At 64.1% G+C, this 14,075-nt stretch carries 12 protein-coding genes; 8 read left to right on the forward strand and 4 right to left on the reverse strand.

What is annotated here, in order from left to right; all coding sequences use genetic code 11:
• Window positions 1-194: 194 nt before the first annotated feature.
• Window positions 195-1,880, forward strand: coding sequence for a diguanylate cyclase domain-containing protein (locus FYB76_RS22910; RefSeq protein ID WP_154135168.1), 1,686 nt, complete (start codon window positions 195-197; stop codon window positions 1,878-1,880).
• On the opposite strand, the gene FYB76_RS22915 is transcribed toward FYB76_RS22910, so the two are convergent.
• Together FYB76_RS22915 and FYB76_RS22920 are read right to left on the reverse strand one after the other, a co-directional pair.
• On the reverse strand, window positions 1,822-2,553 hold the full coding sequence (locus FYB76_RS22915; protein WP_088753484.1) for a hypothetical protein: 732 nt from the start codon (window positions 2,551-2,553) through the stop codon (window positions 1,822-1,824). The two genes, FYB76_RS22910 and FYB76_RS22915, sit on opposite strands and share 59 nt — an antisense overlap.
• 355 nt (window positions 2,554-2,908) lie before the next feature.
• Entirely contained in the window at window positions 2,909-4,780 is a 1,872-nt protein-coding gene (locus tag FYB76_RS22920) for a PhoX family phosphatase (RefSeq protein ID WP_370516399.1), read from the reverse strand.
• Window positions 4,781-4,911: 131 nt separating this feature from the next.
• On the opposite strand from FYB76_RS22920, the gene prfB reads away from it, so the two are divergent.
• The 6 genes from prfB to FYB76_RS22950 all read left to right on the forward strand — a co-directional run bounded on the left by prfB (window position 4,912) and on the right by FYB76_RS22950 (window position 11,146).
• Window positions 4,912-6,016, forward strand: a protein-coding gene (gene prfB, locus FYB76_RS22925; protein ID WP_134222691.1) for a peptide chain release factor 2 whose coding sequence is annotated in 2 segments (ribosomal slippage) — window positions 4,912-4,992 and window positions 4,994-6,016 — 1,104 coding nt in all. Because the reading frame shifts where the segments join, the coding sequence is not laid out codon by codon here.
• A gap of 75 nt (window positions 6,017-6,091) precedes the next feature.
• Complete coding sequence (lysS, locus tag FYB76_RS22930; RefSeq protein ID WP_154135169.1) at window positions 6,092-7,633, forward strand: lysine--tRNA ligase; 1,542 nt, start codon at window positions 6,092-6,094, stop codon at window positions 7,631-7,633.
• A 304-nt stretch (window positions 7,634-7,937) separates the two neighbouring features.
• Window positions 7,938-8,621: a glycine zipper 2TM domain-containing protein gene (locus FYB76_RS22935; protein WP_154135170.1), complete on the forward strand. Its 684-nt coding sequence runs from the start codon at window positions 7,938-7,940 to the stop codon at window positions 8,619-8,621.
• 429 nt (window positions 8,622-9,050) lie between these two features.
• Entirely contained in the window at window positions 9,051-9,983 is a 933-nt protein-coding gene (locus FYB76_RS22940; protein WP_088753480.1) for a carboxylesterase, read from the forward strand.
• 122 nt (window positions 9,984-10,105) lie between these two features.
• A complete protein-coding gene (locus FYB76_RS22945) occupies window positions 10,106-10,588 on the forward strand; it encodes a DUF4118 domain-containing protein (RefSeq protein ID WP_229297070.1) in 483 nt (160 codons plus the stop codon).
• Between the two features lie 123 nt (window positions 10,589-10,711).
• Window positions 10,712-11,146: a histidine kinase gene (locus FYB76_RS22950; protein WP_088753478.1), complete on the forward strand. Its 435-nt coding sequence runs from the start codon at window positions 10,712-10,714 to the stop codon at window positions 11,144-11,146.
• Here the strand turns inward: FYB76_RS22950 and FYB76_RS22955 are convergent.
• A complete protein-coding gene (locus FYB76_RS22955) occupies window positions 11,128-12,603 on the reverse strand; it encodes a PLP-dependent aminotransferase family protein (protein ID WP_154135177.1) in 1,476 nt (491 codons plus the stop codon). The two genes, FYB76_RS22950 and FYB76_RS22955, sit on opposite strands and share 19 nt — an antisense overlap.
• A gap of 103 nt (window positions 12,604-12,706) precedes the next feature.
• Between FYB76_RS22955 and FYB76_RS22960 the strand changes: the two genes are divergently transcribed.
• Window positions 12,707-13,465: a GNAT family N-acetyltransferase gene (locus FYB76_RS22960; protein ID WP_154135171.1), complete on the forward strand. Its 759-nt coding sequence runs from the start codon at window positions 12,707-12,709 to the stop codon at window positions 13,463-13,465.
• On the opposite strand, the gene FYB76_RS22965 is transcribed toward FYB76_RS22960, so the two are convergent.
• Window positions 13,431-14,075 (reverse strand): LysR family transcriptional regulator substrate-binding protein (locus FYB76_RS22965; RefSeq protein ID WP_154135172.1); only part of this gene is annotated, 645 nt, incomplete at its 5' end. The genes FYB76_RS22960 and FYB76_RS22965 overlap by 35 nt on opposite strands.

A 14,075-nucleotide genomic window follows, 5' to 3' on the forward strand; every position in this document is an offset into this window, starting at 1 on the left:
CTGACGGATCATCACACCCTTGTCTGGCGCAATCCCGCACCAGACAAGGATTGCGGCACGGCAACTAGCGTAAAAAAAGCCGACAAGCGCTTCGTTGCAGTGGCACAATATTGACTTGGAGCGACTTCCGGATCGATTTGAGGGAAGCGGACACCACGGGCGCTCCGAGGAATAACAACAACATCAAACCCTGAATGAAGATCAAGCGCATCCATTGCAGCCTGGTGACTCGTCTCGTCCTCTTCGGCCTCATGCTGATCGTGGTCAGCGCAATCATGCGCTACAACATCCTGATCGGCTTTCTCGAAAAGGAGCAGGCCCAGGTCGCCGCCGAGCAGCAAAGCACCATCGCCAGCTATCTGGCAGAAGACATCGGCTACCGCGTGCAGGAACGTGCACGTTACCTTGAACGCCTGGCGCAGCATCTTCCTCCGGCGATCCTGGCCGACCGCGCCGCCGTGCGCACCTGGCTGCAGGAACACCAGGAACTGCAGCCGCTGTTTGCCCAAGGCCTGTTCGTGGCCGACGCCAATGGCTTGATCGTGGTGGACTATCCGACCCTGAACGGCCGGCGCGCGCTGTCGCTGACCCAGTTTGCCGATTTCGAACGCGTACTGCAGGGCGCCACCGTGATCTGCCCGCCCCTGGCCAGCCCGGCCAGCGGCAAGCCCATCATCGCCATGCTGACCCCGCTGCGCAATGCCCAAGGCAATGTGGTGGGCGTGCTGGGCGGCAGTACCGAACTCAATGCACCGGGCTTTCTCGACCACCTGCAGCGCGCCAGGCTGGGGCCGGCCGGCGGCTTCCAGTTGATTTCCCCGGGCCAGCGCATGGTCATCGCCTCCAGCGACGAGGCGCTGTTCTACAGCCAGCTGCCCCCGGTCGGAAAAGATGCGCTGATGGACCAGGCCGTGCAGGAGGGTTTCCGTGGCAATGGCGTGGGGCAAGCCGCCAATGGCATCAATGAAATCAAGGCGTTTGCCTCCGTACCCGGCACCAGCTGGATGGTAGCCGTGACGCTGCCGCTGGCCGCTGCCCTGCCCACCGTGGAACACACCCGTGCCCTGATCGGACGCGGTGGACTGATCCAGGGCGCAATGGTGATCGTGCTGGTGGTAATGGCCTATCTCTGGTTCTTCCGCCCCTTGCGCCGCGCCGCCGCCCTGGCCGACCGCATGACGCGCGGCGAATTGCCCCTGTCGCCGCTGCCGGTGGAACGGCGCGATGAAGTCGGGCACCTGACCATGGCCTTCAACGGCTTGCTGTCGCGCCTGAAACTGCACCAGGCCGAACTGCAGCACCAGGCGCATCACGATGTGCTCACCGGCCTGCCCAACCGCATGATGCTGGCCGAACGCATGGAAGCCGCGCTCACCCACGCCTGTCGCGAACGCAATGGCGTGGCGCTGCTGTTCCTCGACCTGGATGGATTCAAGCCGATCAACGACACCCTGGGCCACAAGGCCGGCGACCTGGTGCTGCAGGAAATCACGCGAAGGCTGCGCCAGGTGGCCCGCCATGGCGATACCTTGGCGCGAGTGGGCGGGGATGAATTCGTGTTGCTCATCACTGATCTCGGCCAGCCCTACGAAAACGGCGCACAGGTGCTGGCCGAAAAATGCATCCGGGTAGTCTCCGAACCGCTGCACCTGGCGCAGGGGGAATATCAGCTGGGGGTCTCGGTCGGCATCGCCGTGTGTGATGGCAGTTGCGACGCCGACAGCCTGCTGCAGGCGGCCGACAAGGCCATGTATGCGGCCAAGGGCAATGGGCGGGGTTGCTACGTGATTGCCCCGGCGCGCTCCGCCGTGGCCGATGAACTCAACGCACCGGCAGGAACTGCAGGAATGACCCGCCCAGCAGGTTCTGCACATAGCTGATGCCAGCACGGCGATAGCGCTCGGTCATGAATTCGGCCATCAGGTCGAGACGGCCGACGATCTTGCCGAATTCCCGTTCAAAACTCAGGTTGCGCGCCTCGCTGCCGATCTCGTCGGACAGCAGCAGTGGCGCACCGGCGGCATTCTTGCGGCTGGAGAGAATCCAGGCAGCGATTTCCACATTGCGCGCGGCGTTGTAGAGATGCTGGGCATCGAGCCCGTCGACCAGGAAGAATTCGATCTTGTTGCCATGCGCGACGATGATCATGTCGGCGGTGGCATCGATGAAGGCCGCGACCCTATCCCCCTTGAATTCCGGCGACAAGGCCAGCGTCATGGCCTGGATATCGCGCTTGCCCTGCAATTCAGGCCAGGCCTGGCGCTGCTCGATGGCTTGCTTGACCTTCTTCTCGGCCTCTTCGCGGCTGGCGGCGGTCTTCTTCCATTCAGCCGGGTTGCGCCGGTACAGCTTGGACATCAGCAGGTACAGGCTATCGAGATTGGCGCGCATGGCCAGGCTGGCCACGCGGTTGCTGTCGGATTGCCCCATCTCGCGTGAACTGGCCTCGGCGCCCTTGACTTCACCATGCGGTGCAGGCGTCGAGGCACAGCCGGCCAACAGGGCGGCGCACAGCAAGGACAGCGGCAGAAGGGAGAACAGCTTTCTGGTCATCGGCGGGCGGGACGAAACGAGCTGAGGGCCTGTTCACACTGAATCTGCGAGTGCGAGAGGTCGCCAAGCGTTGACTGCCTAGGCGCAGCGACGCGCCGTGGTGGTGCCACGGCAAGGAGCTGCAACAACGGCAGGCGACGCTTGGCGGCCTCTCCCGGAGGGTTGCCCCCAGAAGGCGCGCTGGCCGCGTTGCACGTCAGGGCTGGTGGCACCACCACCAGCCCTGACGCGCGCCTTGCCAACACGCCTTCTGGGGGCAACGCATCTCGCAGATTCAGTGTGAACAGGCCCTAAGACTGATCCTAGCAGAATGCGTTCCGTCCGCCCCCTTCAGACTGAAGCCTTTTGCTTCACCTCAGGCCTTGCCGGTCTGCGGAAAACCGGTCAGGTAGCCCACCGTGGCACCGAAACGGTCCTTGAAGTTGGCACGCACCAGCGGATCGAGGGTGTCCTTGACCTTGTCGTGCAAACCTTTTTCCCAGTCGCCGGCGTGCTGGAAGTTGCTCATCACGTAGGTCCAGCCGTTGATCTCGTCGACCGCATGCAAGCCGGTCGATTCGGCCCCCGCCGGGCAGGACAGCACGCGGGTGAGCGCCTTGGTGTCGACGTTGTAGGCCCACAGGAAGTTGTTGACGTGCATGCCGCTGTCTTCGCCGATGAACAAGGTGCGCAGCTTTTCGGAGAACTTGATGTTGTCCGGATTGGCGATGTGCTCCTGGTCAGCCAGGTTGCCCAGGGCATCCGGGGTCTTCAGGTCCACGCCCACCAGCGCCGCTGGCGGGGCCATGTCGATGGCCACCCATTCGCTGTCGATGGCATTGCCGCCGGCATCGCGCTGGCCGCCGCGCAGGTTCAGGGCATACACCGCACCGGCCTTGGGACCTTCCACCTTGATGTGGCCGGAGCCGTTGAGCATCGACGTCTGCACATAGGACATGGCCGAATAGGCGATCTTGTCGCGGGCGTTGACGGTGGTGCCTTCCATCTTGGTGAAGCCCAGGCTGCCACCGGCCAGTGCCGCGTAGCGGTGGGTTTCCAGGAAGGCAGCCGCCTTCTGCATGCCAGGCTTTACACGGACCCAGTTGAACTTGCCATTGAACGGGATCTTGGAGAAGGAACCGTCCGCCGGATCGGTGGTGCGGATGTCCATGATGTCGGCGGCCTTGTAGCGGTCCGCCATGGCCTTGATTTCGGCGCTGGTGGCGCTGCCCAGGCGCACCCAGGACAGCTTGCCGGCGCCCGGACCGACACCCGAGACCTGTTCCCAACGTGCCACATAGAGGGTGCCCGAGGACAGGTCAGCCGCGCGGTCGGCGATGAACATGAACAGCCCGCCATTGGTGGCGTCGTCGCCCATGAGCACGGTACGCTGGTCCGGCATGACCTGCACCAGCTCGTGCGAGATGCGGCCCAGGCAATAGTGCTTCTTGATGGAACCGGTGCCGTCCGGGTTGACGGTCACTTCCGGCAGGTGGCCGTAGTGATAGGGATTGGCACGGTTCTCGTCGCCAAAGAGGTTCTTGCTGAAAGCCTTGAACTGCGGATTGGAGGCGATGGCCGAAGCATCCGGTTCATATTCTTCCGACGACAGGTGCGTATTCCAGGGCGACAGGCTGGCACCGCAGGTGATCCACAGGCCATTGACCTGGGAGGTATCGACATTGTGGTATTGCACCAGCGACAGCTTGCCCGACGACGGGTCCTGGTCCAGGGTCAGCACGGCGATGGGCGAGGGCAGCTGGCCGTACATGGCCGCCTGCTTCTGGTCGCGCGTGGTGTATTCGAATTGCACCACGGCAAATACCGCATTGCCCTTCACGCCCGGCACCTTGGCACCGGCCACGGTCAAGAGCGAAGAGCCGTCCGGGCAGTCGGAATAGAACTGGCGCTCCTTGCCCGGCACCGAACGGTCGATGATGGGCTGGTTGTTGATGTCCAGGTAGCCGCCGGCCAGGATGGTGCCGCCCTTTCCGTTGGGCACCATGTCGCCGGTCATGAAGAAGGGCTGGTAAGCCAATTTGTAGCTCTGCTTGCTGCCGTCCGCGAAAGTCACTTCCAGGGCAGAGCCGACGGTGGTGGCGGCCATGGCGGCCGGATTGTCCAGGGTCGGGGCCGGCATGCCGGTGAAACGCGCCGAGGCGAAGGGCTTGCCCGCCCCCGGGGTGGCGCAGGCTGTCTCATCGAGGATTCTCCGGAAGTGGCTAGCAGATGTCGGGCAGCGGCGCACGCACCCGTCAGTATTTTGTCAGTCAAACAAGCGCGCCGATGGTAGCGACGGAAAATGACAGGCGCGTGACGGAGGTGAAACTGCCCTCCTCCTCTTGTATAATTCGAGGTTTGATCGCAAAAGAAACCATCATGGAAGCAGAACGCCTCAATTCCCTCCAATCCTTGCTCGACGACCTGGCCACCCGTGCCACCGAGCTTCGGAGGTATCTTTGACTTCGATGTGAAGTCGGAGAAACTCGAACAAGTCAACGCCGAACTGGAAGACCCCAACGTCTGGAACGACCAGAAGCGGGCCCAGGACCTCGGCAAGGAAAAGAAATCGCTGGAAGCGATCGTCCATACCCTCATCAAGATCGACAGCGAGTTGTCGGATGCGCGCGACCTCTTCGAGATGGCCCGCGAGGAAAAGGACGAAGACACCATCGTCGCCATCGAAGCCGATGCCGAGACCTTGAAGAAGCTGGTGGAAGACATGGAATTCCGCCGCATGTTCAGCGGCCCCATGGACGCCAACAACTGCTTCATCGACATCCAGGCCGGTGCCGGCGGTACCGAAGCCCAGGACTGGGCATCCATGCTGCTGCGCCAATACCTGCGCTACTGCGAACGCAAGGGCTTCAAGGCCGAGATCCTGGAACAGTCCGACGGTGAAGTGGCCGGCATCAAGACCGCCACCATCAAGGTCGAGGGCGAATACGCCTATGGCTTCCTGCGTACCGAAACGGGCGTGCACCGCCTGGTGCGCAAGTCGCCGTTCGACTCGTCCAACGGCCGTCACACCTCGTTCTCCAGCCTGTTCGTCTACCCCGAAGTGGATGAATCCTTCGAGATCGAGATCAACCCGGCCGATGTGCGTGTCGATACTTACCGCGCCTCCGGTGCCGGTGGCCAGCACATCAACAAGACCGACTCCGCCGTGCGCCTGACGCACGCCCCGACGGGCATCGTCGTGCAGTGCCAGAATGACCGCAGCCAGCACCGCAACCGTGCCGAAGCCTGGGACATGCTGCGCGCCAAGCTGTTCGAACTGGAACTGCGCAAGCGCATGAGCGAGCAGCAGAAGCTGGAAGACTCCAAGACCGACGTCGGCTGGGGCCACCAGATCCGCTCCTACGTGCTGGACCAGTCCCGCATCAAGGACCTGCGCACCAACTTCGAAACCGGCAATACCAAGGCCGTCCTCGATGGCGACATCGACGACTTCATCGCGGCCTCGCTGAAACAGGGCGTCTGATCCCGGTGGCCGCGCGGCCTTGCTGCGCGGCCTGCTCTTGCTGATCCGACCGTTCAACCTTCAAGAATTCCAACCATGACCACGCAAAACACCCCCGCCGCCCAGCCGGCAGCCGACGAGAACAGCATCATCGCCGAGCGCCGCGCCAAGCTGGCTGCCATCCGCGAGCAGGGCGTCGCCTTCCCCAACGATTTCCGCCCGGCCAACAATGCCGCCGACCTGCATGCCAAGTACGATGGCCTGGACAATGAGGCGCTGGAAGCCGAACCGGTCCAGGTGACCGTGGCTGGCCGCATGATGTTGAAGCGTGTCATGGGCAAGGCGGCCTTCGCCACCCTGCAGGACGCCTCGGGCGCGCGCGCCGATGGCCGCATCCAGCTCTACGTGACCCGCGACGTCACCGGCGAAGAAGCCATGGCCGCCTTCAAGCACTATGACCTGGGCGACATCCTCGGTGCCGAAGGGACGCTCTTCAAGACCAAGACCGGCGAACTGTCCATCAAGGTCACCAAGTTGAAGCTCATCACCAAGTCGCTGCGCCCGCTGCCGGACAAGTTCCACGGCCTGGCCGACCAGGAAATGAAGTACCGCCAGCGCTACGTCGACCTGATCATGAGCGAAGAGACCCGCCGCACCTTCAAGGCGCGTACCGCCGCGATGTCGTCGATCCGCCGCTTCATGGAAACCAACGGCTTCATGGAAGTGGAAACCCCGATGCTGCACCCGATCCCGGGCGGCGCGGCGGCCAAGCCCTTCATCACCCACCATAATGCCCTGGACATGCAGATGTTCATGCGCATCGCTCCCGAGCTGTACCTGAAGCGCCTGGTGGTGGGCGGTTTCGAGCGCGTCTTCGAGGTCAACCGCAACTTCCGCAACGAAGGTGTCTCGCCGCGCCACAACCCCGAATTCACGATGATGGAGTTCTACGCCGCCTACGTGGATTACCAGTGGCTGATGGGCTTCACCGAGCAGGTGATCCGCCAGGCCGCCATCGATGCCCACGGCACTGCGGTGCTGACCTACCAGGGCCGTGAGCTGGACCTGTCCAAGCCCTTCGACCGCCTGACCATCACCGGTGCGATCCTGAAGTACGCCCCGAACTACACCGAAGCGCAACTGGCCGACATCGACTTCCTGCGTACCGAACTGAAGAAGTTCGGCGTAAAGACCGACCAGGCCCCGCTGGCCGGTGCCGGCATCGGCGCGCTGCAACTGGCGCTGTTCGAAGAAACGGCCGAATCGCAGCTGTGGAACCCCACCTACATCATCGACTACCCGGTCGAAGTCTCGCCGCTGGCGCGCGCTTCCGACACGGTGGCCGGCATCACCGAGCGCTTCGAGCTGTTCATCACCGGCCGCGAGATCGCCAACGGCTTCTCCGAGTTGAATGATGCCGAAGACCAGGCCGCCCGCTTCCAGGCGCAAGTGGCCGCCAAGGACGCCGGCGACGAAGAAGCCATGTACTACGACGCCGACTACATCCGCGCCCTGGAATACGGCATGCCGCCGGCCGGTGGCTGCGGCATCGGTATCGACCGCCTCATGATGCTCATCACCGACTCGCCCAACATCCGTGACGTGATCCTGTTCCCGCACCTGCGCCGCGAAGACTGATCGACGCACACGCAAACGCGGGAGACGGCCCTGCGCCGCTCCCGCGTTTGCGTACCCCGCCTGTACCTGCGCCTCCCGTCCGGGATGCGCAAGCCTGTCCCGCCTGCATCGCCCTCCCCGCCTGAACCACCTTTCGCTTGCCCCAGGGCAGCGTTGCCTTGCCGCAAAGCCTTGTCCAGCCCCACTGTTGCAGGATTACAAGTCCTTACAACTGACACAGAATCGGGATTTTTTTTGGCGCATGACCACTCCATAATCCAGTCATCCACTCATCAACGACAACAGAACAACTAGAGAGGTCATCATGGAAACCAATACCAATACCCCGCAACACCTGAACGCAAGCAACAACGCCGTGAGCCAGCCTTCCGCACCCGCCTCGTCCGGGCGGATTCATCCGCTGGTCGCCGGCGCCTCGGTGGCCGTGATCCTGGTCAGCCTGATCGGCGTGGCCGCCATGACAGGCCTGTTGCCCAGCTCCAAGAGCGCCAATTCCCCGCAGCAGGTCGCGGCGATGGAACAGGCTGGCCAACCCGCCCAGAACCAGCAGCCGCTGGCGCAGCAGCAAGCCCCGCAATCGACTTCCTACCAGCCCCAGCCTGGCGCCTATCCGGCCCAGGCAGCAGCACCGGTGGCCCAGCGCGCCCCGGCCATCTGCAGCAGCTGCGGTGAAGTGATCGGTGTGCGCACCGTGCGCCACAGCGTCCCCACCAGCGGCGTGGGCATTGCCGGTGGCGCCGTGGTCGGCGGCCTGCTGGGCAACCAGATCGGCGGCGGTACCGGCCGTACCCTCGCCACCATCGCCGGTGCCGTCGGCGGCGGTTATGCCGGCAATGAAGTGGAAAAGAACGTGCGCTCCACCACCAGCTACGTCGTCGATGTGCGTATGGAAAACGGCAAGACCCGCAGCTTCCCGCAAACCAGCGAAAACTGGCGCGTGGGCGACCAGGTGCGTGTGGTCAACGGCCGCCTGGAAGGCCGCGGCTGATCCTGGTAGAGCAGCAAACCGTCCCGGTCCTTCGCCGGGATCAGGCAAAGCCCTTCGAGCAGCTTCGAAGGGCTTTTTCGTTGGGGCCGCCCATCCCGGATGGTGCCGGCTATAAGTATTTGGTGCTGGATGTGAAGATTTGTGCACCGATTGCGTCTTTACAACGTTATCCTGTCGTCAGATTGTCATATTCCTGCCGGATGGCACGCCACGCCACCCTCTTCCGGCGATCCTGGGAGCGCAATTGATAAACGCTGGCAACATTTTGCCGAGGCAGTTAGACTTTTGCCAAAAGTCATCCGCCAGGACGCAGCGGAGTTGGTAGCCGGGAAACAGAACGCTCAAGCGTCGGCCCGCTTACTCGTACTGAACGGGGGGCGAACGATTCGCCAGGGCGCGCCAGAGGGCGCGAAAAGCGTTTGAAGATTTATGGACTCACAGTCATCCACACATAGCGCCGGCACTGCAAGCACAGCGGCCGGATCCGCCGACCAAAGGCACACCGAAGAACGACACGGCGGCCCTCCCAAGGACCATGCCGTCATCCTGCTGCACGGACTGTGCGGTTCGCACCTGGAAATGGGCTCCATCCCCAAGCAGCTGAAGAAAGCCGGCTGTACCGTCATCCCCCTGAACATCGACAATTACTCGGCTTCGCTGACCAATCCGCGCGTCTCCCCCGATTGGGAAGCCTGGTGCGCCGTGGTCGAGAGCCGGGTGGCGCGCCTGAAGGAAGAATTCCGCACCGTCTCGCTGTGCGGCCTGTCCATGGGCGCCACGCTGGCGCTGGCGGTGGCGGCCCGCAGCAAGGAATTGCTGTCGGTGGTGCTGCTCTCGCCGGTGCTGCAATACGACGGCTGGTCGGTGCCGTGGTACTGGAAGCTGCTCACCGTGGTCTACGACATGGGCATACGCAACTGGTCCTACAAGGAAAGCGAACCCTACGGCATCAAGAATTACGAAATGCGGCGCCGCGTGGCCGCCGCCCTGGAAAAGGATGGCGTGGCCGCCGTCGGCGCCGCCTCCATCCCGGCGCGCCACCTGCGCGCAGCCCTGCGCATGATCGCCTTCGTGCGCCAATCGCTGCCGCTGGTGCGTACCGATACCCTGATCATCCACTCCATCGACGACGAGACCGCCTCCCCGCGCAATGCAGAATTGATCCAGCAGCAGATCAATGCGGAAGTGCGCAAGGTGGTCTGGCTGGGGGATTGTTATCACATCATCACGGTGGACAATGAACGCGAAATCGTCACCAACGAAACCGTGATGTTCATCAAGCGGAGCATCGAGATCCACGGCAATGAGATGAGCCGCAAATATCTCGGACATTCTTCGCCGCTCAAGGACCGACGCGGCTGAACTGACGCAACGAGACAACGGCGGTAAGCCTTTTGAAAGACAGCACTCTTAACATGAGCCCATTGCGCCGCAGTGCAATGTGAACCAAGATGGATACGACGCGCCCCCATTCCAGAACCATCATGAGCCTGATCCGACTCAAGAATGCCAAGAGCTGGCGCCCGCAAGGGTTCCGGCCGATCTACGTGAGTACCTTCGGCTTCGTGGCGGCGTTCGGGCTGCGCTATGCGCTGGCGCCGTTTGTCGAAGAATCGCTGTCGATGCTGTTTTTTGCCGTCAATTGCATCGTGATGAGCTATCTGTTCGGCTACCTGTATTCACTGGGGCTGCTGGCCATCAGCATTCCCACGGCCATGTTCTTCTTCCGCAAGCCCTATTACACGATGGATGGCCTGGACGACAAGGACATCTTCCTGATCCTGGTCTATACGGTCATCGTGGCCACCGCCTCCATCATCATTGAATGGCTGCAGCGCGAGCGCTATGCTGCGGTGCTGCAGCAGCGGGTGTCGGAAACCCGCTATCGCCTGCTCATCGAATCGGACCAGGCGCGCCGCGCCGAGTACGCCAGGCAGTTCGAGAGCCCTGCCAGCGACGGCGCCTGAACCGGCGGAACTGTCCCGCCTGCCTGCGCCGCCCGTGCGCAGGCACTACCCCATCAGGAAGCCCCTGATAGTCCTCCCGGCGCAGCTCTCCTAAGATGCTTCCATCCCAGCAAGGAGGCCGCCATGTCCCAGACCCATCACCTGCCCCGCATCCTCGTCATCGACGGCGATCTGGATGCCATCGAATCCGCCCGCTTTGCCCTTTGGCGCAGCCAGCTGCCCTGCCAGTTCGACTGGTCCGATGATGCCGAGCTGGCCAATGCCTCCCTGCTGACGCAGGCGCTGTGCCACAGCAAGGACTTGCCCGCGCTGATCCTGCTGGACCCGCGCAGCTGCTTCGGTACCGAAGGCTACGAATTGCTGCGCACCCTGTGCGTCTACCAGCAGCTGGCGCAGATTCCGCTGGTGCTCTTCACGGCGGCGCCCATGTCGGCCGATTTCGCCCAGGAGCAGGACAGCCGCATCTGGTACGCCGCCAAGCCCGTGCGCACGGCCGACTACATGGATGTGGTCACGCAGTGCGTACAGCAGCGCCTGCATCACCCGGCCACGCTCTGAGCCCGCAAGCTGCGCCGCACGATCACGGCCAGGCGCCGGATCAACGGACCGAACTGTTCGGCCGAGGTGTTGCCGTATCCGATCACCAGCCCGTTGTGGCACCCCTGCGCCTGCCCCTCTGAAAACGAAGACACTGCCCCCACGTTCATGCCTGCCGCCCGTGCCGCCGTACTGACGGCGCCGTCCGGACAAGCCGGCGGCAGCTGCAGCGTCAGGTGCAGGCCGCTGTCGCCGCCTTGCACTGCCAGCTCCGGCAGGTGCGCCTGCAAGGCCGTGCGCAAGGCATGCTGGCGCTCGCGATAGAGCCGCCGCATGCGACCCAGGTGGCGCGCAAACTGTCCCCCGGCCATGAACTCGGCCAGCGCCAATTGCTCCAGGCGATGTCCGCCGCGCAGCAATTCGGCCAGCGCCGAACCGGCACCCTCCCCGGCTGACGCCGGCAAGACCAGGAAACCGATGCGCAAACCCGGGAACAGCGTCTTGCTGAAGGTCCCCACATACAGCACCGGCGCATCCGGTACCAGCCCCTGCATGGCCGGGATCGGATGGCCGTGATGACGGAATTCACTGTCGTAATCGTCCTCGATAATCCAGCAGCCGTGTTCACGCGCGCGTGCAATGAGCGCCAGGCGGCGCGCCAAGGAGAGCACCGCGCCGGTCGGGTACTGGTGCGAAGGCGTCACATGGATCAGCCGTGGCGGCCAGCGCCAGGCGCGCGGGTCAATGACGACGCCCTCGTGGTCGACCGGCATGGAACGGATCTTCATATCGCCTGCATGGAAGGCGGCACGCACCCCGCCGTAGCCAGGATCTTCCAGCCAGGCGCGTTCGCCCGGGTTGGCGAAGAGCCGCACGCACAGCGACAGCGCACCTTGGGAACCCTCAGTCACCACCACTTGGGCGGCCTCGCAGCGCACCCCGCGCGCCACCCGCAGGTATTGCGCGATAGCTTCACGCAAGGCCGGTTCCCCCAGCGGATCGCCGTAGGCCAGCGCCATCGGCCCCGCTCGCTTGAGGGCACGCTCCTGGCAGCGCAGCCAGGCATTCAAGGGAAATCGATTGAGCGCCGGCATGCCGGGCGTGAGTGGCAAGCTGCGATCACCGGCATCCCGCGTGGGCTTCATGGTACTGACGCGGCGCGACTGGCGCTGGCTGCCGTTGCAGGGCACGGAGGGAGTGGCGTGGACGATGGCGGGCGCGGCCTGCAGCGTAGCCACCCGCGTGCCCTGGCGGTCGGCCTGGGCGTAGCCTTCGGCCACCAGTTGCTCGTAGACCGCCAGCACCGTATTGCGTGCCACCTGCAACTGCTCGCACAGGCTGCGGGTGGACGGCAGGCGGCTGCCGGGCGGCAATTGGCCGCCCAGGATGGCGCGCTTGAAGCGCCCCAGCAATTGCTGCTGGCGCGAGGCCGCACCGGGCCGGGCATCAAGCGGGGAGGACAGCAGGGCAAGCGGCATCGTCAATGGCTTTCGTGGCTCCATCAAATCATCGTCGTGTGGCACTTCTGATGATGCCACGAAAACGCTATCGTGCCAGCTCCGAACTCGCCTGAAAGTGACCATGACCGTTCTGCCGCCAACCCGCCTCAATGCATATCAGCAACCCGTGGGCCCCGCCCTGCCCGACTGGCAGCCTCGTGCGCGTCCTGCAGGCCAGACCCTGCAAGGCCGCAGCTGCCGGCTGGAGCGGCTCGACGCCGCCCGCCATGCCGCGCAGCTCCACGCCGCCTTTGCCACCGCGCCGGATGGCCGCGACTGGACCTACATGATGAGCGGCCCCTTCCCGGACGCCGCCAGCTATCGCCACCAGGCCGAGCAGATGCAGGCCACCCAGGACCCGCTGCACCATGCAGTGATCGACCTGGCCAGCGGCGAAGCGGTCGGCACCATGGCGCTCATGCGTATCGAGCCGGCCCACGGCGTGATCGAGGTTGGGCACATCGCCCTGTCCCCACTTCTGAAGCGCAGCCGCATGGCCACCGAGGCGCATTACCTCTTGATGCGCCATGTTTTCGAGGACCTCGGCTATCGCCGCTACGAATGGAAATGCGACAGCCTCAATGCACCGTCACGTGCAGCGGCGCAGCGCCTTGGCTTTCGCTTCGAGGGCATCTTCCGCCAGGCCGTCGTCTACCGGGGACGCAGCCGCGATACCGCGTGGTTTTCCATCATCGACAGTGAATGGCCAGCGCTGCGGCAGGCATTCGAACAGTGGCTGGACGATGGAAATTTCGATGCCCGAGGACAGCAGCGCCAATCACTCTCCGCCCTCACGCGCGCCACGCTCACGAACGAACACGCGGTGTCTTCAGCTGCTTGAGTTCCCATAGCGCCTCCAGCACATGGCGCGTGGCCGGCTCCAGGTGGCTGGCGCGGTGGGCGATGCCCAGCGGCCGCCACAGGGCGGGCCGCAAAGGCCGCATGACGATGCGCGGGTCCAGCGGCACCGGGCCGCCCCGGGCGCTGGCCTCATGCGGCAACAGGGTGGCACCGTAACCGGCCGCCACCAGGCTCTTGATGGCGTCATTGAAATTGAGCTGGATGCGTGCAACAGGTTGCTCTCCGGCGCCCGCGAACCACTCATTGGTCAGGCGCGAGAGCCGCGTCTCGGGAGCATTGAGGATCAGCGGCTGCGCGGCCAGCCAGCCCGGCGTGACCTGGCGGGGAGCGTGCCAGGCTGCTGGCAGGAAGGCCATCACCGGATCACGCCGCCAGGGTTTCACGCTCAAGCCACCCACGGGCGATTGCGGCAGGGCCACCAGGCCGATGTCGAGTCGGCCCTCGCTCAGTTGCGACAGGGTTTCCTGCGAGGTCAGGATGTGGATCTGCACGTCGATATCAGGATGGCGCTGGCCCAATCGCTCCAGTACCTGTGGCAGCAGCGTGGCAATGGCGCCGGTGGAAGCGCCCAGCCGCACCCGCCCGGCCAG

It is taken from the genome of Herbaspirillum sp. CAH-3, assembly GCF_009668275.1.
Lineage (GTDB): Bacteria > Pseudomonadota > Gammaproteobacteria > Burkholderiales > Burkholderiaceae_D > Herbaspirillum > Herbaspirillum aquaticum.